Below are 19,814 nucleotides of genomic sequence, written 5' to 3'. Positions count from 1 at the left end.
GCAAGGGAAAACCATGGAAAAATTACTTAAAAAACTCTCGCTAAGTGGCCTTGGCATGGGGATGTTGCTACTGATCGTGCCACAAGAAGCGTTCGCCATGCACATCATGGAAGGATTCTTACCGCCAATGTGGGCGCTGGCGTGGTGGATTTTATTCCTGCCATGCCTGTATGTCGGGCTGGTTCGTTTGCGCCAAATCGTTGCGCACGACAGCAACCAGAAAGTGCTGCTGGCGTTATGCGGTGCCTTTATTTTTGTGCTCTCGGCGCTAAAAATTCCCTCGGTCACCGGAAGCTGTTCGCACCCGACTGGCGTGGGTCTGGCGGTTATTTTGTTTGGCCCAGGTGTCGTGGCAGTGCTGGGCGCCATCGTGCTGCTGTTCCAGGCATTGTTACTGGCACACGGCGGCCTGACAACGCTGGGTGCCAATGGGATGTCGATGGCGGTGATTGGGCCGGTGGTGGGGTATCTGGTCTGGAAACTGGCCTGTAAAGCGGGCTTTCGCCGTGACGTCAGCGTCTTCCTGTGCGCAATGGTCGCTGACCTGATGACCTATTTCGTCACTTCAATTCAGCTCGGCGTGGCGTTTCCTGACCCGCACTTTGGCATCACCGGTTCGTCGTTGAAATTCATGAGCATCTTCTGCCTGACGCAAATCCCGATTGCGATTGCTGAAGGCCTGCTGACGGTCATGATTTACGACCAACTCACGAAGCGACAACTGCTACCAGCCCGGAGCCAATAACATGAAAAAAACGCTGATTTTGCTCGCCCTGGTGGTGGGATTAATGATTGTGCCGTTTTTTATTCCTCACGGCGGCGAATACGGTGGCTCAGATGACCAGGCGGAAAGCCAGATTTTGGTCGTCGACCCACACTACAAACCGTGGTTCCAGCCGCTTTATGAGCCGGCCAGCAGCGAAATTGAAAGTCTGTTGTTCACCTTGCAAGGTTCAATCGGTACGGCGGTGATTTTCTACATTTTGGGCTTCTATCGAGGCAGACGCGAAGACCATGCTGGGGATTGATAAACTCAGCTACCAGAGCCGCTGGTGCCGGGTCTCCCCGCTGCGCAAATTCGCACTGTATCTGGTGATGTTGGTGCTGGCGTTTGCGCTGCAGCCCATCGGGCAGGCCGCTTTATTGCTGGTGATTGCGGTTTTTACCTGCTGGCTGCTGCGCGTCGGCCCACGGCGATATTTACGCTGGCTGGCGGTGCCGCTGGGTTTTTTAGTGATGGGCGTGGGGACGATTATCCTGAGCGTTGCGCATCACCCGCAATCATTGTTGTGGAGCGTACCGATCGGCTCATTTTATCTCGGCATTGATGCGCAAGGGCTGGTGATGGCGAATCAGACTTTCTGGCGCAGCCTTGCCGCACTGGCCGCAACTTACTGGCTGGTGCTGAACCTGCCGTTTGGGCAATTAATCATCCTGTTGCAGCGCTTAAGAGTGCCACGATTATTAATCGAGCAAATCCTGCTCACCTGGCGTTTTATTTTTATCCTGTTGGACGAAGCGCAGGCCATTCACCGTGCTCAGACATTACGTTTCGGTTATCGTACCTTGCCCGGCGGCTACCGCTCGTTTGCTATGTTGGTGAGCATGCTGTTTTCCCGTGTGCTGCTGCGTTACCAACAAATGGTCACCACGCTGGATATCAAACTTTACCAGGGGGATTTCCACCTGTGAGAACCGCACCGATGCTGACTACCCAGAATGTCTCTTTTTGCTACCAGGACGATGTTGTTCTGCATGACTTAACCTTCGATTTTGGCGCATATCCGGTGACGGGCATCGTCGGCAAAAATGGCTGCGGAAAATCCACGCTGTTCATGAATCTCAACGGCGTTTTACGCCCGCAAAAAGGCGCGGTGTTATGGCAGGGCAAACCCATAAACACCAGCAAAAGTGGGTTGATTGAGCACCGCCAGCGCGTCACGACCGTATTCCAGGATCCCGAACAGCAAATCTTTTATACCGATATTGATAGCGATATTGCGTTTAGCTTGCGTAACCTTGGCGTCAACGAAGCCGAGATTGCCCGCCGTGTGGAGCAGGCGATTCAACTGGTGGATGCGCAGGCTTTTCGCCATCAGCCGATTCAGTATTTAAGCCACGGGCAAAAGAAGCGCGTGGCGATTGCCGGTGCGCTGGTGATGGAAGCCGACTACCTGTTGCTGGATGAACCGACGGCAGGGCTTGATCCAAGCGGGCGGCAGCAAATGATCGAAATCATTGCGCGCATTGCTTCACAGGGTAAGCATGTGGTTATCTCAAGCCATGATATTGATTTGATTTACGAAGTTTGCGACGGTGTGTACGTCCTGAAAGACGGGAAAATTATGGCCGCGGGTGCGCCCGGTGACGTTTTCAGCCAGGCCGACATGCTACGCGATGCCGGGTTGGTGCAGCCGTGGTTAGTGAAGTTGCACAGTGAACTCGGGTTCCCGCTGTGTAAAACCGAAACTCAATTGTTCAACGCCTTACGCGTTTCAAAGGAAGCATTATGAGCCTTGCGATAATGATTCAGGGCACCGCTTCAGATGTCGGGAAAAGCATGCTGGTGGCCGGATTGTGTCGGATTTTTGCCCAGGACGGCCAGCGCACCGCGCCGTTTAAATCCCAGAATATGGCGCTTAATTCTGGCATTACGCCCGATGGCAAAGAGATGGGCAGGGCGCAGATTTTCCAGGCTGAAGCGGCAGGTATTGCCCCTGATGTGCGCATGAATCCGGTGTTGCTCAAACCGACCAGTGACTGCAAAGCGCAGGTGGTGCTGATGGGCAAAGTCGCGACAAATATGGATGCGGTCACTTATCACAACTACAAACCGCAGCTGAAAGCGCAAATCCGCGAGGTTTACCAAAGCCTTGCGTCAGAGCACGACGTGATGGTACTGGAAGGGGCTGGAAGCCCGGCGGAGATCAATCTGCGCGACCGCGATATCGTCAATATGGGCATGGCGGAACTGGCTGAATGCCCGGTGGTGCTGGTGGCAGACATCGATCGCGGCGGTGTTTTCGCCGCGATCTACGGCACCATTGCGTTGCTGCTTGAGCATGAAAAATGGCGCGTAAAAGGGGTCATCATCAATAAGTTTCGCGGCGATGTGGCGCTGCTTTATTCCGGCATCGAGCAAATCGAAGCGTTAACCGGTGTGCCGGTTTTAGGGGTAATGCCGTGGCTGAATGTCGATCTCGAAGATGAAGACAGCGTGGTACTGGATCGTGGGAAATATGATTCGGTTAGCGCAAAAGATCTGGATATTGCGGTGCTGCAACTGCCGTACATGTCGAACTTCACCGATTTTAATGCGCTGGCGGCGCAACCGGACGTGCGCCTGCGTTATGTCGTCAAACCTGATGAGCTGGTAAACAGTGACCTGGTGATTGTGCCGGGGAGTAAAAATACGCTCGGCGATTTGCGCTGGGTGCGAGAAAACGGTCTTGAGCAGGCGTTACTTGCGCACCATTGGCGCGGCGGTGCAGTGCTCGGGATTTGCGGCGGCTATCAGATGCTCGGGCAGCATATTTACGATGAAGTGGAGTCGGGGCTTGGCGAAATGCCGGGCATGGGGCTGCTGGATGTCATCACCCGTTTTGCCAATGAAAAAACCACCACCCGCGTGTCCGGACACGTTCAAACGTCGCTGCCTGGTGTGTTTTCCGCAAGCTCAGGCCGTGCGCTTGCGGGTTATGAAATCCACATGGGGGAGACTCAGCGCGGAGCAAAAACTTCTCCTTTTGCAACGTTTACTGAGTGTAATACTCAGCCTTATCATAACCTTGATGGCGCGGTCAGCGAGGATGGGCGCGTGCTGGGGACGTATCTTCATGGCTTGTTTGATAGCGGTGAGTTTACCCGCAGCCTGCTGGACAGTTTACGCCTGCGCAAAGGGCTGAACCCGTGGGAAGGCGAGCGCTTCGACTATCAACAGCATAAAGAGCAGCAGTTTAATATTCTGGCTGACGCGATGCGCAAACACATCGATATTGCACGGATTTACCAGATTATGCGGGAGCATCAGGAGCAATCGGTATGAAGTTAGTCACGGGCGGTGCCCGTAGCGGGAAAAGCCGCCATGCAGAACAGCTGGCGGCAAATTTCGAGCGCGTACTGTATATCGCCACCTCGAAAATTTTCGACAGTGAAATGGCGCAGCGTATTCAGCATCATCGCGACAGCCGTCCTGCACACTGGCGTACCGTCGAACAGTATCGCGATTTAAATACCGTGATTACGCCAGATAACGAGGCACATGAAGCCGTGCTGCTGGAGTGTATTACCACATTGATTACCAACGTGATGTACGATGCTGCCGGGGAAAAGCCAGAGGACGACTGGGATTTTGCCGTGATGGAACAGGTGGTGAATCAGCAGATCGATATTTTGCTGGACGCCTGCGCGGCAAGTCCGGCGGAAGTGATTTTAGTGACGAACGAAGTGGGAATGGGCATTGTGCCGGAAAACCGCCTGGCGCGGCATTTCCGCGATATTGCCGGACGTATCAATCAGCGTCTGGCGCAAAATGCAGATGAAGTCTGGCTGGTGGTCTCAGGGATAGGAGTAAAAATTAAATGATCTTCCGTTTGTTCTTCGCCACGTTGCAGTTTATGAGTCGCATTCCGGTACCGGTGCGTTGGGCCGAAGGGATTGAAACCCATCAATATGTGCGCGGTATTGTCACCTTCCCGTTTGTCGGTCTGGTGCTGGGCGCATTAGCGGGCGTGGTGTTCACGCTGTTGCAGCCTTGGGCAGGATTACCCCTGGCAGCACTCGGTTACGTGCTCGCCCTCGCACTGCTGACCGGTGGTTTCCATCTTGATGGTCTGGCTGATACCTGCGACGGTATTTTCTCGGCTCGCACTCGCGACCGGATGCTGGAAATCATGCGCGACAGCCGTCTCGGGACGCACGGCGGCCTGGCGCTTATCTTTGTGATTGTGATGAAAGTGCTGGTGGTCAGCGAGTTGGCACTGCGCGGGGGTAGCATGCTGGCGGTATTAGCCGCGGCATCCGTAGCCGGGCGCACCGCCAGTGTACTGCTGATGTATCACCATCAATACGCCCGTGAGAAAGGGCTGGGGAATCTGTTTATCGGCAAAGTGACGGGAACACAAACCTTCCTGACGCTGCTCGGCGGGGCGGTGTTATGTACTATTTTGCTGCCAACCACTGGCCTTATCGCGTTGGTGTTAACCCTGCTGGCTGTTTTTGGCCTGGGCTGGATGTTGCGCCGCACCCTCGGCGGGCAAACGGGCGACACGCTCGGTGCCGCCATCGAACTGGGCGAAGTGGTTTTCCTGCTGGCGTTACTGCGATAACCCCTCATTTTCATACCTGTGTATCAGAGAAAAAAATGCAAACACTGAATTCTTTACTGGCAATGATTTCCCCGCTTGATAGCGAAGCAATGGCACGTGCGCAGAAGCATATTGATGGGCTGCTAAAACCATTTGGCAGCCTTGGGCGTCTGGAGTCGTTAGCGGTGCAATTGGCGGGTATGCCGGGCATGAAAAACGGCCTGACGACTCAGCGTAAAGCGATCCTCGTGATGTGCGCTGACCACGGTGTTTATGCCGAAGGCGTGGCGATTTCCCCGCAAATTGTTACGGCCATTCAGGCGATGAACATGACGCGTCATAACACCGGTGTCTGCGTATTGGGTGCGACAGTCGGTGCCGATATTCATGTGGTTGATGTCGGTATCGACAGCGACGCATTGCCGGGCGTGCTGGATATGAAAGTGGCACGAGGCAGTGGCAACATCGCCCAGGGCCCAGCGATGAGCCGTGAGCAGGCAGAAAATTTACTGCTGGCGACCATGAAACTCACCATGGAAAAAGCGGCTGAAGGCGTGACGCTGTTTGGCGTTGGCGAATTAGGGATGGCGAATACGACGCCTGCGGCGGCGATGGTCAGCGTGTTGACCGACAGTTCACCAGATGATGTGGTTGGGATGGGCGCAAACTTCCCAGCCGAGCAGATGAACCACAAAATCGCCGTGGTGCGTGAAGCGATTGCGACCAACCAGCCGGATGCCACAGACGGTATCGATGTCTTAGCAAAAGTCGGTGGTTTTGACCTGGTCGGCATGACCGGCGTGATGTTGGGTGCCGCCGCAGCAGGTCTTCCGGTGGTGCTTGATGGCTTCCTGTCTTACGCCTCGGCACTCGCGGCCTGCCAGATTGCGCCAGGCGTACGTGATTATTTAATCCCGTCGCATTTGTCTGCTGAAAAAGGCGCGGTGATTGCGATGAATAAGCTCGGGCTTGAGCCGTATTTACAGATGGGTATGCGTCTGGGTGAAGGGAGCGGCGCGGCGCTGGCGATGCACCTGGTGGATGCAGCATGTGCAATGCACAATGAAATGGGGTCGTTGGCGGAGAGTAATATTGTGTTGCCGGGGTGATTCAGAGGTAGGTTTTTTGGGATGGCAGACTCTGTGGGCTTGAGTTTGTTACGTTCACTGAGCGTTCAGTGTTCCCTGAACTTACCGAAACGGTGAACGTATCAAGGGTGCTACCGCAGCACCCTTGATAATCCCGGCTCCCGGCTCTAAATCGCCGCTGCGCGGAGACCTCCATTTTTCCTTCACCGTCCTGGGTCGGTTGTGATTCGCTCCCGGCGATCACAACCTCACGTCGTTCCCGACGACGTGACCCGTCCGTTAAAGTAAAAATGAAGGCGATTTATGCCGGACTAAAGGTCAAAAGCCAGATCGGTTTTGACTTTGTTCCCGGTATAAATTGCCCCCGCGTTCCCCATAAGTCGGGGTGGCGCCGTCGGGAACGGCGCCAGAGAGCGATCGCCGGGAGCGAATCGCGAACGACCCTGAACGTTGGGGAAAAGCGGGGGTTTACCGCGAAGCGGCAATTTAAACACCGGGCGACGGGGTTGTCAGGGGGATGTCGTAATCCCCCTGACACGTTCACCATTAGCAAGTGCTTAATGAATAGCTGAACGCAAAGGTGAACGGAACTACTTCCAGCTAGCAAACGGAACCCTTCCCAGCTAGCAAAAGCTCCCCCATTATCGACTGCATAATCAGATCAACGAACCTTCACCAGCGTACGTCCCTGAATCTCATTACTCATAAAGCTCTTAGCCACAGCAGGAGCCTGCTCCAGGCTGATTTCCGTTGTCGCTCTCTCGTAGAAACTCTCTGGCAGCAACTCGGCCAGGCGTTTCCATGCGCTAATGCGACGCTCTTGCGGGGCGCTGACGGAGTCCACACCTTGCAGGCGTACATTACGCAGAATAAATGGCATTACCGTCGTTGGCAGAGCGAATCCGCCCGCCAGACCGCATGCGGCGACACAACCGGAATAATTCATCTGCGCCAGCAGTTTGGCCAACACATTGCCGCCCACGGTATCCACCGCACCGGCCCAAACCTGTTTTTCCAGTGGGCGTGTTTCGGCAAATTCGCTGCGCGGCAAAATACGGCTGGCACCTAACTGGCGTAAATAGTCGTGAGTGGACTCTCGGCCAGAAACGGCAACAACCTGATAGCCCAGAGCGTGGAGCAGGGCGATTGCCGTGCTGCCTACGCCACCGCTGGCACCGGTCACCACTACTTCACCACTGGCAGGCGTAACACCCGCTTCTTCCAGCGCCATCACACACAACATGGCGGTAAAGCCTGCGGTGCCGACGATCATCGCTTTGCGTGCCGTTAAACCCGCGGGCAATGGAACCAGCCATTCGGATTTCACTCGTGCCTGCTCGGCAAGGCCACCCCAATGGTTTTCACCCACGCCCCAGCCGGTTAACACCACTTCCTGACCTGCGACAAATGCAGCATCGTGGCTTGTGTTTACACGTCCAGCGAAATCAATCCCAGGCACCATCGGGAAATTACGGATGATTTTCCCAGTCCCGGTAATCGCCAGCGCGTCTTTATAGTTCAGGCTTGACCACTCAACATCGACCAGCACATTTCCCAGGTCTTCGGCCGGCGCAGCGATTTGCTTTATCTCTGCCTGAGTCTGGCCTTCAACTTGTTCAAGTACGACTGCTTTCATAGTAAATCCTCATTCTTTGAACCGAGCGTTTCGGTTGAGATGTTTCTAATGCCCAACACGGTATACCCGAAGCTCACGAGAATAAAGAACACCAACGCTATTCAAGCGTAATAACCTGCTTTTTAGCAGGTTATACGATTTTCATAATCTAAGGAGTGTGACAAAAGTTTCACAACGGACCGCCGGAATAGCGTAAGCGTCATCCGGCTTAAAAAGAACGCTTAGCTTTGCAAAGGCAGGGTGGTCAAACAGGTCTGGCTGCTTTGATAGGTCGCAATCGGTGCGCTGGCTGTTTTGCCCTGATAGCTCACTTCAATCTTGCCTTCTATATCGCGCGGTAACCACACGCCGACAAAACCATTCGCGTGGCTGGTCATGCTTTTCTGCACGATGACTTTGCCATTTTTGTCGGTGATTTTTACATCAAAAGGTGTATTGGCTAACTCGCCACGGCAACCAGACAGGCTGTGATTAAAACATGGATGGGTTTGCGTCAGATAAGGGGCGAACGACAAATAGAACTTATCGCCCAACGGATAGCTAAACTGCTGCTTACCGTCAGACAATTTCAGCTCTGTGCTGGTGATGCCTGCGTTGTACGGCAAAGGACGCGCCTGTGGCGAACCGTCGATGGCTTCTACCATTTGCTCAGTGGTTTTGCCCGCTAAACCGTGTGCTGCGAGAAAATCCGTATCCGACTGCGCCGCGAATGCACTGCCACTGATGCCCAGTGCCAGCAAAGCGAAAAGCATATTTCGTTTCATCAATGATCCCTTTCTGAAAGATAAAATTGGCTTGCGCAGACTCTAAACCTTACCGTAAGGGGAGGGTCAAAAGGATATGCAATTCTTTACAGATTGGGCGCCAATAAACCTTTATTGGCGTTCATTAAATTTGCTGCGTTTATGCTGATAGAGTAAATCGTCTGCTCTCAGCATGGCCGCATCCAGCGTATCGTCCTGATTTAGCTGATACGAACCCCAGGAGAATGCCACCAGTTTATCTTTATCAATGGCGAGTAAATGCTTTTGCACACGAGCAATAACATCACGGGATTTTTTCAAAGAATAATCAATAAGGACCAAACAGAATTCATCACCCCCAAGTCGTATGCCGTAATCGCTTTTGCGAATAGCATTACGCAGCGCTAAACCCAGATATTGTATTGCTTTATCACCCATGTGGTGGCCGAGGGTATCATTTATTTTTTTCAGCCCATCGCTATCAATGGCAATAACCGTAACGGGAATATTCCTGTCAACAAGAGTCCGAATTTTTTGCTCAAACTCAGGCGTGATGACTTTTCTGTTGTACATCCCGGTCATCGCGTCCGTAACGTTATCCCTGGATAGCGCTTCTTGCCTCATGAGTTGCTTACGGGCATATCGACATAAAATCCATGTCGTCATAACGTAAAGTAAGACCAGCCAGAGATTAGCAATAATGACATAAATAGCATCCAGCTTAATATGCAGGGTGTAATACTGGGTGATGGTGCCTTCATAATTAATTAAATCAAAAGATTTTATAATCGGCTCATGGAAAATGATATTTGACCCGGTGGCATTGTCAGTCACATATAAAGAAAGAAATTTCCACAGCAGTGGCCGATCTACCGTTTTAAACGAAACAGCAAGATCATTAATGTTGACGTCAGTAATCAGGATGCCTTTCACTTTATCATTCAGAAATACCGGAGTAAGCATGCTGATGATATTATTCTTTGTGTAACCATCCTGGTAAATATGAGAAACAATGGTTGCTCCCTGGAAGAGATCATTCAGTGCATTGTCATCAATGGTTATAGTGTGTCCGCTACGGACGATATTGATTCCGCTGCCATTATTCTCTAACCAGTTACTGAAGGTATAGTCGCGCGTATTGACCAGCTGGTTGATGTAAATATAGTTATGTGAAAGATCGATGTAGTATCTGATATTCCTGAAGGCGTAACCCGTATAGTTTGAAAAACTGTATTTTGGTAATGCGCCGTTTTCAGCTTCATGAATAATGGATAAAGCACCCGTGTCTTTGCCCCATTCCTCACATGAAGGGTTTCGTGTCTGAAGCGTTCCTTCCAGATTTTTCATGGTTTTTGCCACAAGGTTAAATCCGGAAATATCCCCTACGGTTTCAACATGCTGACAGACTTCTGGCCGTTCATTCTCGCCAGGATTACCTGAGTATTGCCCGGAAAAGAATGCCCGTGAAAGCCGGTTGGCGATATTCTGGTTGATGGACTCTTCATGGAAAAGGGCTGATTTGCCATTCTCGGCAACATATTCCATATAGTTCTGCAAATTGCGAGCTTCATGGAACACCAGCGCGGCGAAAAGTGAAGTGGTGCAAGCCAAGATTAATACAATCGCACTAATATATTTTTGCCTGGACAAGATGGTTCACTCCCTGTTTGACCACCACGAAATAACGGCAAGTATAGCACTTGTTCACCTCGCCTGGGGGGGCTGTATTGGCGGGAGCTCATTATCTGAGCCTTTGAAATAAAGCCTTATTTCTTCTGCTGTTATTTGTTGCTTCGCTGGATGAATGAAAAATATACACCAATGCAATGATGAGTAGCACGGTACTGTTTAGCTTTCTTCTTCAGGAGAGCGATTACCTGAATAGAGGTTAACGTCTGATTTTCTCTCTTTGGCGGGCGTCAAAAACAGCAAACACAAAAAAGCCCGCTTAGTTTCCTAAGCGGGCTCTCGAATTTGGCTCCTCTGACTGGACTCGAACCAGTGACATACGGATTAACAGTCCGCCGTTCTACCGACTGAACTACAGAGGAATCGGTTAACGGGGCGCATATTAGCGATTCGCGGGGGGGATGTCAAAGGGTTCACGAAAAAGATTTTTGTTTGCTCTATTTATAGTCAACTTGTTGAGTTTTAAGACGAATTATTATGCTAAGAATCATTAAGCACTTATTTCACGCAAACCCATTGCGTTAGCAAATATTAGCCCTTCTTTATATGTGTTCTTTATTGGTGCAAAGCGTCCAATATCTCAACTTATTTGCTTTATTGTTAAGCAGATGTGATCGCCGCTGTAATTTCATTGCGTTATCCCTGGCCGCTTACAACGGCGCTCTATACTGACATATGTCGAAACATTGGCATGCAGTCAGTAACGTTGGCAACTATTTTGCTTAATGTATGGGCTGTGAAAATGTAGGGAAACCCCGCCACAGGAATTTGTCAGGATGTCATCCATTTAGTGCATTTTGTTCGCGTTTTTGCTTTTGAAATGGCTCTTAAACCGTTGTGCATAAACCTCTTTGCTTTTTTGCTAAGGAACATTCAAATGTCGCTGAAATTAATCAGAAGTCCTCTTTCTCTTGTGTTGGCAGGTTGCCTGGTGACGGCGTTCTCCGCCCAGGCCGATATTGTTATTGGTGTCGCGGGGCCGTTCACTGGGCCAAATGCGACCTATGGCGATCAATACTGGCATGGTGCGACGCAAGCCGCTGAAGACATTAACGCCGCAGGCGGGATCAACGGCGAAAAAATCAAACTGGTTCAGGGGGATGATGCTTGCGAACCTAAACAGGCTGTCTCCGTGGCTAACCGCCTGGTTGACCAGGATAAAGTCAAAGCGGTGGTAGGCCACTTCTGTTCATCATCCACCATGCCGGCCTCTGAGGTGTATAACGATGCGGGGATCATCGCCATCACGCCAGGGTCAACTAACCCGCTCATTACCGAACGCAAGATGAATGACATGTTCCGCATGTGTGGGCGCGATGACCAGCAAGGGCAGGTCGCCAGCGATTTCATCATTGATAAGCTCAAAGCCAAACGCGTCGTCATTATTCATGACAAAGATACCTACGGGCAGGGGCTGGCGGATGCTACCAAAGCGGCACTGGCAAAACGCGGTGTGAATGACGTGATGTACGAAGGTTTGTCTCGCGGTGAAAAAGACTTTAACGCGCTGGTGACCAAAATCAGTGCGCAAAAACCTGATGTGGTGTTCTTCGGGGGATGTCATCCGGAAGCAGGGCCGCTGGTTCGTCAGATGCGTGAGCAAGGCGTCCAGGCTAAATTCTTCTCCGGCGACTGTATTGTCAACGAAGAGATGGTCACGGCTGCCGGTGGCCCGCAATACACTAACGGCATTTATATGACCTTCGGCAAAGACCCGCGTTTACTCCCGGAAGGCAAAGCCGTTATCGACAAATTCCGCGCCAGTAAATTCGAGCCAGAAGGCTACACCCTTTATTCCTACGCGTCAGTCCAGGCCATTGCTGCGGCATTCAAAGCCACCGGCGGCACCGATTCAGCGAAAGCCAGTGCCTGGCTGAAAGCCAATCCGGTTGATACCGTCATGGGCAAAAAAGCCTGGGATAACAAAGGCGACCTGAAAGTCTCGGATTATGTGGTTTATCAGTGGGATGATAAGGGCAAGTACACCGAAGTCCAATAAGGCTTGTTTTATTTGCCATTTTGAACCCGGGCAGTGCTCAGAATCCTCACGTACTTTATGTACGCTGCGGTTCTTGCGCGCTGGCCGGGTCCAAACTGACTGCAACAACTACGCCTTATACCCTGCAACTTGAAGTATGAAGGGTATACGCAGCCACTAAAAGAGACGCCTGATTATGGACGCATTCTTCCTGCAACAGTTGGTAAATGGCGTAACGCTGGGCTCTGTCTACGGGCTGATAGCCATCGGCTACACCATGGTTTACGGCATTATTGGCATGATCAACTTCGCGCACGGCGAAGTGTATATGATCTCCGCATACCTGTGCGCCATTGGGCTAGCGCTGCTGTCATTCTTCGGGTTGCACTCGTTTCCGTTACTGATCCTCGGCACTCTGGTGTTCACCATTGTCGTGACGGGGGTGTACGGCTGGACGATTGAACGCATCGCCTATAAACCACTACGCAACTCCACACGTTTGGCGCCGCTGATCTCCGCAATCGGCATGTCGCTCATCTTGCAAAACTACGCACAAATCAGCCAGGGCCCGCGCCAGCAAGGGATCCCTACCATGCTCGATGGCGTTTTCCGTTTTCATATTGGTGAGGGTTTCGTGCAAATCACCTACACCAAAGTCTTTATTTTGATTGCCTCGTTTACGGGGATGTTGCTGCTCACCTGGGTTATTGGCAATACGCGCCTCGGACGCATGTGCCGCGCGGTGCAGCAGGACCGGAAAATGGCCTCGATTTTGGGGATTAATGCTGACCGTATTATCTCAACCGTGTTTGTTATCGGCGCGTCGATGGCGGGGCTAGCAGGGGTGCTTATCACCATGAACTACGGCACTTTTGATTTTTACGCCGGTTTTATTATCGGTATTAAAGCGTTCACCGCGGCCGTGTTGGGGGGCATCGGTTCGTTGCCAGGCGCGATGCTGGGGGGCTTAATCCTCGGGATTGCTGAGGCGCAATTCTCCGGGATGGTGAATTCAGATTATAAAGATGTGTTCTCGTTCGGGTTACTGGTGGTGATCCTCATTTTCCGTCCTCAAGGGCTGCTTGGCCGGCCTATGGTAGCCAAAGTATGAGGGAGCAAAGCATGGTATCTGAAACGGAATTACGCGAGAGTTTCCCTCTTAAACGCTGCCTGCTGGATGCGGTTTTTGCGGGCATGGTCGCGTTGATAGTCTTTGGTCCGATTGTCGGCGTGGTGCTTGATGGTTACAGCTTTAACTTTAATGGGCGGCGTCTGCTCGCCATCATTGCGGTGGTGATGGTCGGACGTTTTTTGTTGAGTGCGTTTTTGACAACGGCGACGGGGGAGCGTTTTCTCAGCCGTTTTGAAACGGATAACTCGGGTGTCTATGTGCGACCGCCGGAGTACAAAAGCCGCATGCGCTGGATCATTCCGTTAGTGATTGGACTGGCGATTTGCTTTCCGTTTGTCGCGACTAAATACGTGTTGACGGTGGCGATCCTCGGGCTGATTTATGTATTGCTCGGCCTGGGTTTGAATATCGTGGTCGGCCTCGCCGGTTTGCTGGATTTAGGTTACGTCGCCTTTTATGCCATTGGTGCGTATGGCCTGGCGTTGGGGTATCAGTATCTTGGGCTGGGCTTCTGGACAATGTTGCCACTGTCGGCGTTGATGGCGGCAGCGGCTGGGGCGTTACTCGGCTTCCCGGTGTTACGTATGCATGGCGATTATCTGGCGATTGTGACGCTGGGGTTTGGGGAAATCATCCGTCTGGTGTTGAACAACTGGCTGACGTTTACCGGCGGCCCGAACGGGATTTCGGCGCCTTCACCCACGCTTTTTGGCTTGGAATTTGGGCGGCGTGCGAAAGAGGAGGGCGGCATCCCTTTCCATGAGTTCTTTAACCTCACCTATAACCCCAACCTGAAGTTTATTTTTATCTACACCATTTTGGTGCTGGTGGTGTTGGTGGTGCTGTATATCAAACACCGATTGACGCGCATGCCGATTGGCCGTGCCTGGGAGGCATTACGCGAAGACGAAATTGCCTGCCGCTCGATGGGTCTTAATCATGTTCTGGTTAAGCTGTCGGCCTTTACGCTGGGGGCGTCCACTGCGGGGATCGCAGGGGTGTTTTTTGCGACTTATCAGGGTTTTGTTAACCCGACATCGTTCACCTTCTTTGAGTCTGCATTGATTCTCGCCATTGTCGTACTGGGCGGGATGGGCTCAACGATTGGCGTGGTACTGGCCGCGTTTGTGCTGACGGTGACACCGGAACTGCTGCGCAGCTTCGCCGAGTATCGCGTGTTGCTGTTCGGCATGTTGATGGTGGTGATGATGATTTGGCGGCCACGCGGCCTGATTCGCATTAACCGTAGCGGTTTTACGGTGCGCAAAGGAGTGTCGCCATGATCAACGCCTCAGTCAGCGAAATGATTTTAAGCGTCGAGCATTTGATGATGCACTTTGGTGGTATTAAAGCACTGAACGACGTGAACCTTGAAGTGCGTCGCGGCTCGATTACTGCGCTTATTGGCCCCAATGGTGCAGGAAAAACCACGGTCTTTAACTGCCTGACCGGTTTTTACAAAGCCTCTGGCGGCAATATTTTGTTTAACACGCATGACAAAACCACCAATGTGATACAGGTGCTGGGACAGAAATTCCAGCCCGGCGACTGGATTAATCCGGCACAGCTCGGGCAGCGTCTGTTTTATAAAATGTTTGGTGGCACGCATCTTGTGAACCGTGCAGGGCTTGCACGAACCTTTCAGAATATCCGTTTGTTCCGGGAAATGTCGGTGGTCGAAAACCTGCTGGTGGCGCAACACATGCAGGTGAACCGCAATTTGCTGGCCGGTGTGCTAAATACTCCTGCGTATCGGCGGGCTGAAAGCCGTGCGCTGGATCGCGCGTTTTACTGGCTGGAAGTGGTGGAACTGGTGGATTGTGCCAACCGATTAGCGGGGGAAATGTCTTATGGACAGCAGCGACGGCTCGAGATTGCCCGCGCGATGTGTACCGCACCGGAAATGATCTGCCTTGATGAACCGGCGGCGGGTCTGAATCCGGTTGAAACGCGTACGCTCAGTAAAATCATTCGTTTTTTGCGCGACCATCACGACATCACGGTGTTACTCATTGAACATGATATGGGCATGGTGATGGAGATTTCCGACCACATTATTGTGCTCGACCACGGGGATGTGATTGCGCAGGGGAAACCTGAAGAAATACAACATAATGAGAAAGTCATTGCCGCCTATCTGGGCACCGACGAAGACGAGGTCACTGTATGAGTGAGGCGATGCTGGAGTTTCGTGGTGTAGATGTTTTTTATGGCGCAATTCAGGCGCTAAAACAGGTCTCATTGCAGGTTAATGAAGGCGAAACCGTGGCGCTGATAGGGGCGAATGGGGCAGGGAAATCGACGCTGTTGATGTCAATTTTTGGCCAGCCGCGCATTCGTCACGGGCAGATACTGTTTCGCGGTGATGACATCAGCCACAAGTCTACGCATTTTGTCGCCTCGGGCGGTATTGCTCAGGCCCCTGAAGGGCGGCGAATTTTCCCCGATATGACGGTCGAGGAAAATCTGCTGATGGGCACTATTCCTATTGGTAACCAATTTGCCGCCCAGGATCTGCAAACGATGTTCGACCTTTTCCCTCGTTTAAAAGAGCGCCGCAAACAGCGAGCGATGACGATGTCCGGTGGTGAACAGCAAATGCTGGCGATAGCCCGTGCGCTGATGAGTCGCCCGAAACTGTTGCTGCTCGATGAGCCCAGTCTTGGGTTAGCACCTATTGTGGTGAAGCAAATTTTTCAGACGCTGCGCGAACTTGCGCAAAATGGCATGACGATTTTCCTCGTCGAACAAAACGCGCACCATGCGTTGAAACTGTCCGACCGTGGTTATGTGATGGCAAATGGGCAGATTCGCCTGAGTGGCAGCGGCGAGGAGTTGTTAGGGAATCAGGAGGTGCGCAAAGCCTATTTAGGTGGGGTATAGAAGAATGAAGGATATATACAAAAATACTTTGCAGGATCATGAAGACTAAATCATTATTTGAAATGTGGTTTCACTTTCCTCCCCAAGGTCAATCTTGAACTTACAAGCAGCACTACGCCAGCGCGTGGCTAACACGCGTTGGTATACCAAACGAAAAAGCTATCGAGTCCTGTTCTGGCGCGAAATTACCCCGCTCGCCGTACCTATTTTCATGGAAAACACCTGCGTTTTACTGATGGGGGTGTTGAGTACTTTCCTCGTGAGTTGGTTGGGTAAAGAGGCGATGGCGGGCGTAGGCCTGGCTGACAGCTTCAACATGGTCATCATGGCATTCTTTGCCGCAGTCGATCTCGGTACCACAGTGGTGGTGGCGTTCAGTCTTGGTAAGCGTGACCCAAAACGTGCGCGTGACGCAGCACGTCAGTCGCTGATCCTGATGACGATTATTGCTATCGGGCTGGCGGTAGGGATTCACCTTGCGGGTGAACATGTGGTCAATATTATTGCCGGTGCAGCCACCCCAGAAGTGAAGGCGCTTGCGCTCTCTTATCTCCAGACGACGGTGTGGAGTTATCCGGCGGCGGCCATTGCGCTTATCAGCAGCGGTGCGTTGCGTGGGGCAGGAAATACCAAAATCCCGTTACTGATTAACGGCGGGATGAATATTCTCAACATTATTATCAGTAGCGTATTGATTTACGGCGCGCTCGGCTGGAACGGACTGGGCTTTTTTGGCGCGGGATTAGGGCTGACCATTTCGCGCTATATCGGTGCGCTGGGCTTTATTTACGTGCTGGTGGTGGGGATTGCCCCATCGTTGCGTATCTCGCTGAAAAGTTATTTCCGACCGCTCAAAATCGGCATTTTGTGGGAAGTGCTGGGGATTGGTATTCCCGCCAGTATCGAATCGGTGTTGTTTAACGCCGGTAAATTGCTGACGCAAATGTTTGTTGCCGGAATGGGGACCAACGTCATTGCCGGTAACTTTATCGCTTTCTCGATTGCCGCGTTGATTAACTTGCCGGGGAACGCCCTTGGCTCGGCATCCACCATTATTGTCGGCAAACGTCTTGGCAAAGGGCAAATTGGCCAGGCAGAACGGCAACTGCGTCATGTATTTTGGCTTTCTACGCTTGGCCTGACGATTATTGCCTGGGGAACTGCGCCGTTTGCGGGACTGATGGCGTCGTTCTACACCCACGAAGATGATGTCAAAGAAGTCGTCAAAATTCTGATTTGGTTGAATGCCGCATTTATGCCTATTTGGGCGGCCTCCTGGGTCTTACCTGCCGGGCTGAAAGGGGCGCGTGATGCCCGCTTTGCCATGTGGGTTTCCATGGCGAGTATGTGGGGTTGCCGGGTCGTGGCAGGTTACACATTAGGCATTGTGTTGGGAATGGGCGTGGTGGGTGTCTGGATGGGGATGTTCTTCGACTGGACGGTGCGTGGCGTGTTGTTCTACTGGCGCATGGTAAGTGGCCGCTGGCTAAAAAAATATCCGCGTCTTAAAAAAGAACCTCTTCCTAAAACGTAAAGGGGATGTTGCTGCGCAAACTCTCCTGTTACCGCTTTTTTCGATCGGATGATTAGCGCAGCAGCATCCGATTTTTATTCTGTGTTTTTCGTTGTTTTCCAACTCAATATCTGGTCATTTTTTAAAAAGTTGATATCTATCACCTGTCGATATCTCGTTTTGACTATTAACGTAAAGTTAGTCGCTGTAAATTATTCTAAAATGTTATTAATTGCGATGAGCAATCACTTTTATGAATGTAACAGCGAGAAGAGGTAGGAATGAGTACAACGACAAGGAACACGGAAGGTCGTCTAATGACAGGATTTCTCAACGCTGTTGAGAAAGCAGGGAATAAATTACCCGAACCCGCTTTGATCTTCTTCTATTTTTTACTGGTGGTGATGGCGATGTCTGCGGTGCTTTCTACCGTCGATTTTGATGTCATCAATCCTGTCACCCACGAAGCCGTTAAGATTAATAACCTGCTTTCACCGCAGGCATTAACGGTCACCCTTTCTTCGATGGTCACCACGTTTACCAGTTTTGCACCGCTGGGTATCGTACTAGTTGCGATGCTGGGTGTGGGCGTGGCGGAAAGCTCAGGTTTTATTAATACCGGCCTGAAAAAAATGCTGCGTGTGACGCCGAAGAAACTGCTAACCCCAATGATTATCTTCGTCGCAATGTTTAGCCATGTGGCTGCGGATGCGGGTTACGTGCTGGTTATTCCATTGGGCGCGATTATTTTTATGTCTGTCGGACGCCACCCGTTAGCGGGGATTGCGGCGGCATTTGCCGGGGTATCGGGTGGTTTTGCTGCGAACATGGTGCCAACCGGTAACGATGCGTTGCTGCAAGGTTTTACCCAGACGGCGGCACAATTACTGGATAACACTTATACCGTCAACACGCTGTGTAACCTGTTCTTCGGCATCGGTTCTACGGTGATGATTACCCTGGTCGGCTGGTGGGTTACGGAACGTATTGTTGAGCCGCGCGTGTCAAAGCTGGAAATTGACGGGGATTATCAGCATAACGAAGATATGAGTTCTTACAGCGTACAGGAAAGCCGTGGTTTTAAAGTGGCAGGCCTGGTGATGATTCTGGGTCTGGCGGGGCTTGCGGCTCTTGCATGGCCTGAAACGTCACTGCTGCGTGCAAGCGATGGTTCACTGACCAGCTACGGCGCGCCGATCATGAAATCCATCGTGCCATTGATTTTCTTGATCTTTATTATCCCTGGCATTGTTTACGGTTTTGTCGCCGGGACATTCAGCAGTGGTAAAGATGTTATCAATGCGATGAATGAGTCCATGAGCAAAATGGGTTCGTACATGGTAATGGCATTCTTCTGCGCCATGTTCATCAAAGCGTTTGGTGATTCCAATATTGGTACGTTGATTGCGCTGGCGGGCGCGGATGTGCTGAAGACCATGGCATTGCCGGGTGAAGCCACCATTATTGGCATGATCCTCCTGACGGCGATGGTGAACATCCTGATTGGTTCGGCATCGGCGAAATGGGCGCTGTTGTCACCAATAATGGTGCCAATGCTGATGGCGGTTGGGATCTCCCCGGAACTGACGCAGGCCGCGTTCCGTGTGGGTGACTCGACCACCAACATTATTACTCCGCTGATGGTGTTCTTCCCGCTGGTGGTGGTGTATTGCCAACGCTATGTGAAGTCCACCGGTGTGGGTACGCTGGTTTCGATGATGATGCCGTACTCGGTGATCTTCTTTACCTGCTGGAGCATCTTCTTGTTGGTGTGGTGGGCTCTTGGCTTGCCGTTGGGCGTAAACGCGCCGTATACCTATCCGATTCAGTAATTGCGTGAATCTCA

General features: G+C 51.8%; 18 protein-coding genes and 1 tRNA gene. 15 read left to right on the top strand and 4 right to left on the bottom strand.

The features are described 5' to 3' along the window. Positions 1 to 13: 13 nt before the first annotated feature. Genes cbiM through cobT form a run of 8 tightly spaced genes read left to right on the top strand, consistent with a single transcriptional unit; the run spans position 14 to position 6,415 of the window. Positions 14 to 745, top strand: a complete 732-nt coding sequence (gene cbiM / locus BSPA111_RS03465; protein WP_183269792.1) for a cobalt ECF transporter S component CbiM — start codon at positions 14 to 16, stop codon at positions 743 to 745. Position 746: 1 nt separating this feature from the next. Further along, positions 747 to 1,028, top strand: a complete 282-nt coding sequence (locus BSPA111_RS03460; protein ID WP_183269791.1) for an energy-coupling factor ABC transporter substrate-binding protein — start codon at positions 747 to 749, stop codon at positions 1,026 to 1,028. After that, positions 1,015 to 1,692 (top strand): energy-coupling factor ABC transporter transmembrane protein, encoded by a 678-nt coding sequence (locus tag BSPA111_RS03455; protein ID WP_183269790.1) that lies wholly within the window; start codon positions 1,015 to 1,017, stop codon positions 1,690 to 1,692. The genes BSPA111_RS03460 and BSPA111_RS03455 overlap by 14 nt, the downstream gene beginning before the upstream one ends. Before the next feature lie 11 nt (positions 1,693 to 1,703). Next, entirely contained in the window at positions 1,704 to 2,513 is an 810-nt protein-coding gene (locus BSPA111_RS03450; protein WP_183270285.1) for an ATP-binding cassette domain-containing protein, read from the top strand. Next, positions 2,510 to 4,045: a cobyric acid synthase gene (locus tag BSPA111_RS03445; protein WP_183269789.1), complete on the top strand. Its 1,536-nt coding sequence runs from the start codon at positions 2,510 to 2,512 to the stop codon at positions 4,043 to 4,045. The genes BSPA111_RS03450 and BSPA111_RS03445 overlap by 4 nt, the downstream gene beginning before the upstream one ends. Further along, positions 4,042 to 4,584 (top strand): bifunctional adenosylcobinamide kinase/adenosylcobinamide-phosphate guanylyltransferase, encoded by a 543-nt coding sequence (gene cobU, locus BSPA111_RS03440; RefSeq protein WP_183269788.1) that lies wholly within the window; start codon positions 4,042 to 4,044, stop codon positions 4,582 to 4,584. Before BSPA111_RS03445 ends, cobU begins: the two co-directional genes overlap by 4 nt. Next, positions 4,584 to 5,327, top strand: a complete 744-nt coding sequence (cobS, locus tag BSPA111_RS03435; protein ID WP_183270284.1) for an adenosylcobinamide-GDP ribazoletransferase — start codon at positions 4,584 to 4,586, stop codon at positions 5,325 to 5,327. The genes cobU and cobS overlap by 1 nt, the downstream gene beginning before the upstream one ends. Positions 5,328 to 5,362: 35 nt before the next feature. After that, positions 5,363 to 6,415 (top strand): nicotinate-nucleotide--dimethylbenzimidazole phosphoribosyltransferase, encoded by a 1,053-nt coding sequence (gene cobT / locus BSPA111_RS03430; RefSeq protein WP_183269787.1) that lies wholly within the window; start codon positions 5,363 to 5,365, stop codon positions 6,413 to 6,415. A 640-nt stretch (positions 6,416 to 7,055) separates the two neighbouring features. Here cobT and BSPA111_RS03425 read toward each other — a convergent pair. The 4 genes from BSPA111_RS03425 to BSPA111_RS03410 form a co-directional block, all read right to left on the bottom strand. Continuing rightward, on the bottom strand, positions 7,056 to 8,030 hold the full coding sequence (locus BSPA111_RS03425) for an MDR family oxidoreductase (protein WP_183269786.1): 975 nt from the start codon (positions 8,028 to 8,030) through the stop codon (positions 7,056 to 7,058). A gap of 221 nt (positions 8,031 to 8,251) precedes the next feature. Next, positions 8,252 to 8,794: a copper-binding periplasmic metallochaperone CueP gene (cueP, locus tag BSPA111_RS03420; RefSeq protein ID WP_183269785.1), complete on the bottom strand. Its 543-nt coding sequence runs from the start codon at positions 8,792 to 8,794 to the stop codon at positions 8,252 to 8,254. Positions 8,795 to 8,905: 111 nt separating this feature from the next. After that, positions 8,906 to 10,423, bottom strand: coding sequence for a diguanylate cyclase DgcJ (gene dgcJ / locus BSPA111_RS03415; protein ID WP_183269784.1), 1,518 nt, complete (start codon positions 10,421 to 10,423; stop codon positions 8,906 to 8,908). Between the two features lie 325 nt (positions 10,424 to 10,748). Next, a tRNA-Asn gene (locus tag BSPA111_RS03410) sits at positions 10,749 to 10,824 on the bottom strand. 515 nt (positions 10,825 to 11,339) lie between these two features. Between BSPA111_RS03410 and BSPA111_RS03405 the strand changes: the two genes are divergently transcribed. The 7 genes from BSPA111_RS03405 (at position 11,340) to BSPA111_RS03375 (ending at position 19,800) form a co-directional block, all read left to right on the top strand. Next, entirely contained in the window at positions 11,340 to 12,461 is a 1,122-nt protein-coding gene (locus BSPA111_RS03405) for a branched-chain amino acid ABC transporter substrate-binding protein (RefSeq protein ID WP_183269783.1), read from the top strand. Between the two features lie 175 nt (positions 12,462 to 12,636). Next, positions 12,637 to 13,551 carry a branched-chain amino acid ABC transporter permease LivH gene (locus tag BSPA111_RS03400; protein WP_183269782.1) on the top strand — a complete coding sequence of 305 codons (915 nt, stop codon included), beginning with the start codon at positions 12,637 to 12,639 and terminating at the stop codon, positions 13,549 to 13,551. Between the two features lie 11 nt (positions 13,552 to 13,562). Further along, positions 13,563 to 14,855 carry a high-affinity branched-chain amino acid ABC transporter permease LivM gene (gene livM / locus BSPA111_RS03395; RefSeq protein WP_183269781.1) on the top strand — a complete coding sequence of 431 codons (1,293 nt, stop codon included), beginning with the start codon at positions 13,563 to 13,565 and terminating at the stop codon, positions 14,853 to 14,855. Next, the gene (locus BSPA111_RS03390; protein WP_183269780.1) at positions 14,852 to 15,742 is read left to right on the top strand and encodes an ABC transporter ATP-binding protein; all 891 of its coding nucleotides are present in this window, start codon (positions 14,852 to 14,854) and stop codon (positions 15,740 to 15,742) included. Before livM ends, BSPA111_RS03390 begins: the two co-directional genes overlap by 4 nt. After that, positions 15,739 to 16,455 carry an ABC transporter ATP-binding protein gene (locus tag BSPA111_RS03385; RefSeq protein ID WP_183269779.1) on the top strand — a complete coding sequence of 239 codons (717 nt, stop codon included), beginning with the start codon at positions 15,739 to 15,741 and terminating at the stop codon, positions 16,453 to 16,455. Before BSPA111_RS03390 ends, BSPA111_RS03385 begins: the two co-directional genes overlap by 4 nt. A 94-nt stretch (positions 16,456 to 16,549) precedes the next feature. Next, entirely contained in the window at positions 16,550 to 17,989 is a 1,440-nt protein-coding gene (locus tag BSPA111_RS03380) for an EmmdR/YeeO family multidrug/toxin efflux MATE transporter (RefSeq protein ID WP_183269778.1), read from the top strand. Positions 17,990 to 18,285: 296 nt separating this feature from the next. Continuing rightward, positions 18,286 to 19,800 carry an AbgT family transporter gene (locus BSPA111_RS03375; RefSeq protein ID WP_183269777.1) on the top strand — a complete coding sequence of 505 codons (1,515 nt, stop codon included), beginning with the start codon at positions 18,286 to 18,288 and terminating at the stop codon, positions 19,798 to 19,800. The last annotated feature ends 14 nt before the right edge of the window (positions 19,801 to 19,814 follow it).

The organism is Buttiauxella sp. A111, assembly GCF_014189855.1.
Classification (GTDB): domain Bacteria; phylum Pseudomonadota; class Gammaproteobacteria; order Enterobacterales; family Enterobacteriaceae; genus Buttiauxella; species Buttiauxella selenatireducens.
This window is presented reverse-complemented; position numbering and strand designations above follow the sequence as displayed.

Coding starts and splice junctions, on each gene's coding strand:
- livM (WP_183269781.1), top strand. CDS start 13,563: ATGGTATCTGAAACGGAATTACGCGAGAGTTTCCCTCTTAAACGCTGC.
- BSPA111_RS03455 (WP_183269790.1), top strand. CDS start 1,015: ATGCTGGGGATTGATAAACTCAGCTACCAGAGCCGCTGGTGCCGGGTC.
- BSPA111_RS03385 (WP_183269779.1), top strand. CDS start 15,739: ATGAGTGAGGCGATGCTGGAGTTTCGTGGTGTAGATGTTTTTTATGGC.
- cueP (WP_183269785.1), bottom strand. CDS start 8,794: ATGAAACGAAATATGCTTTTCGCTTTGCTGGCACTGGGCATCAGTGGC.
- cobU (WP_183269788.1), top strand. CDS start 4,042: ATGAAGTTAGTCACGGGCGGTGCCCGTAGCGGGAAAAGCCGCCATGCA.
- cobT (WP_183269787.1), top strand. CDS start 5,363: ATGCAAACACTGAATTCTTTACTGGCAATGATTTCCCCGCTTGATAGC.
- BSPA111_RS03450 (WP_183270285.1), top strand. CDS start 1,704: ATGCTGACTACCCAGAATGTCTCTTTTTGCTACCAGGACGATGTTGTT.
- BSPA111_RS03445 (WP_183269789.1), top strand. CDS start 2,510: ATGAGCCTTGCGATAATGATTCAGGGCACCGCTTCAGATGTCGGGAAA.
- BSPA111_RS03400 (WP_183269782.1), top strand. CDS start 12,637: ATGGACGCATTCTTCCTGCAACAGTTGGTAAATGGCGTAACGCTGGGC.
- BSPA111_RS03425 (WP_183269786.1), bottom strand. CDS start 8,030: ATGAAAGCAGTCGTACTTGAACAAGTTGAAGGCCAGACTCAGGCAGAG.
- cbiM (WP_183269792.1), top strand. CDS start 14: ATGGAAAAATTACTTAAAAAACTCTCGCTAAGTGGCCTTGGCATGGGG.
- BSPA111_RS03405 (WP_183269783.1), top strand. CDS start 11,340: ATGTCGCTGAAATTAATCAGAAGTCCTCTTTCTCTTGTGTTGGCAGGT.
- BSPA111_RS03460 (WP_183269791.1), top strand. CDS start 747: ATGAAAAAAACGCTGATTTTGCTCGCCCTGGTGGTGGGATTAATGATT.
- BSPA111_RS03375 (WP_183269777.1), top strand. CDS start 18,286: ATGACAGGATTTCTCAACGCTGTTGAGAAAGCAGGGAATAAATTACCC.
- BSPA111_RS03390 (WP_183269780.1), top strand. CDS start 14,852: ATGATCAACGCCTCAGTCAGCGAAATGATTTTAAGCGTCGAGCATTTG.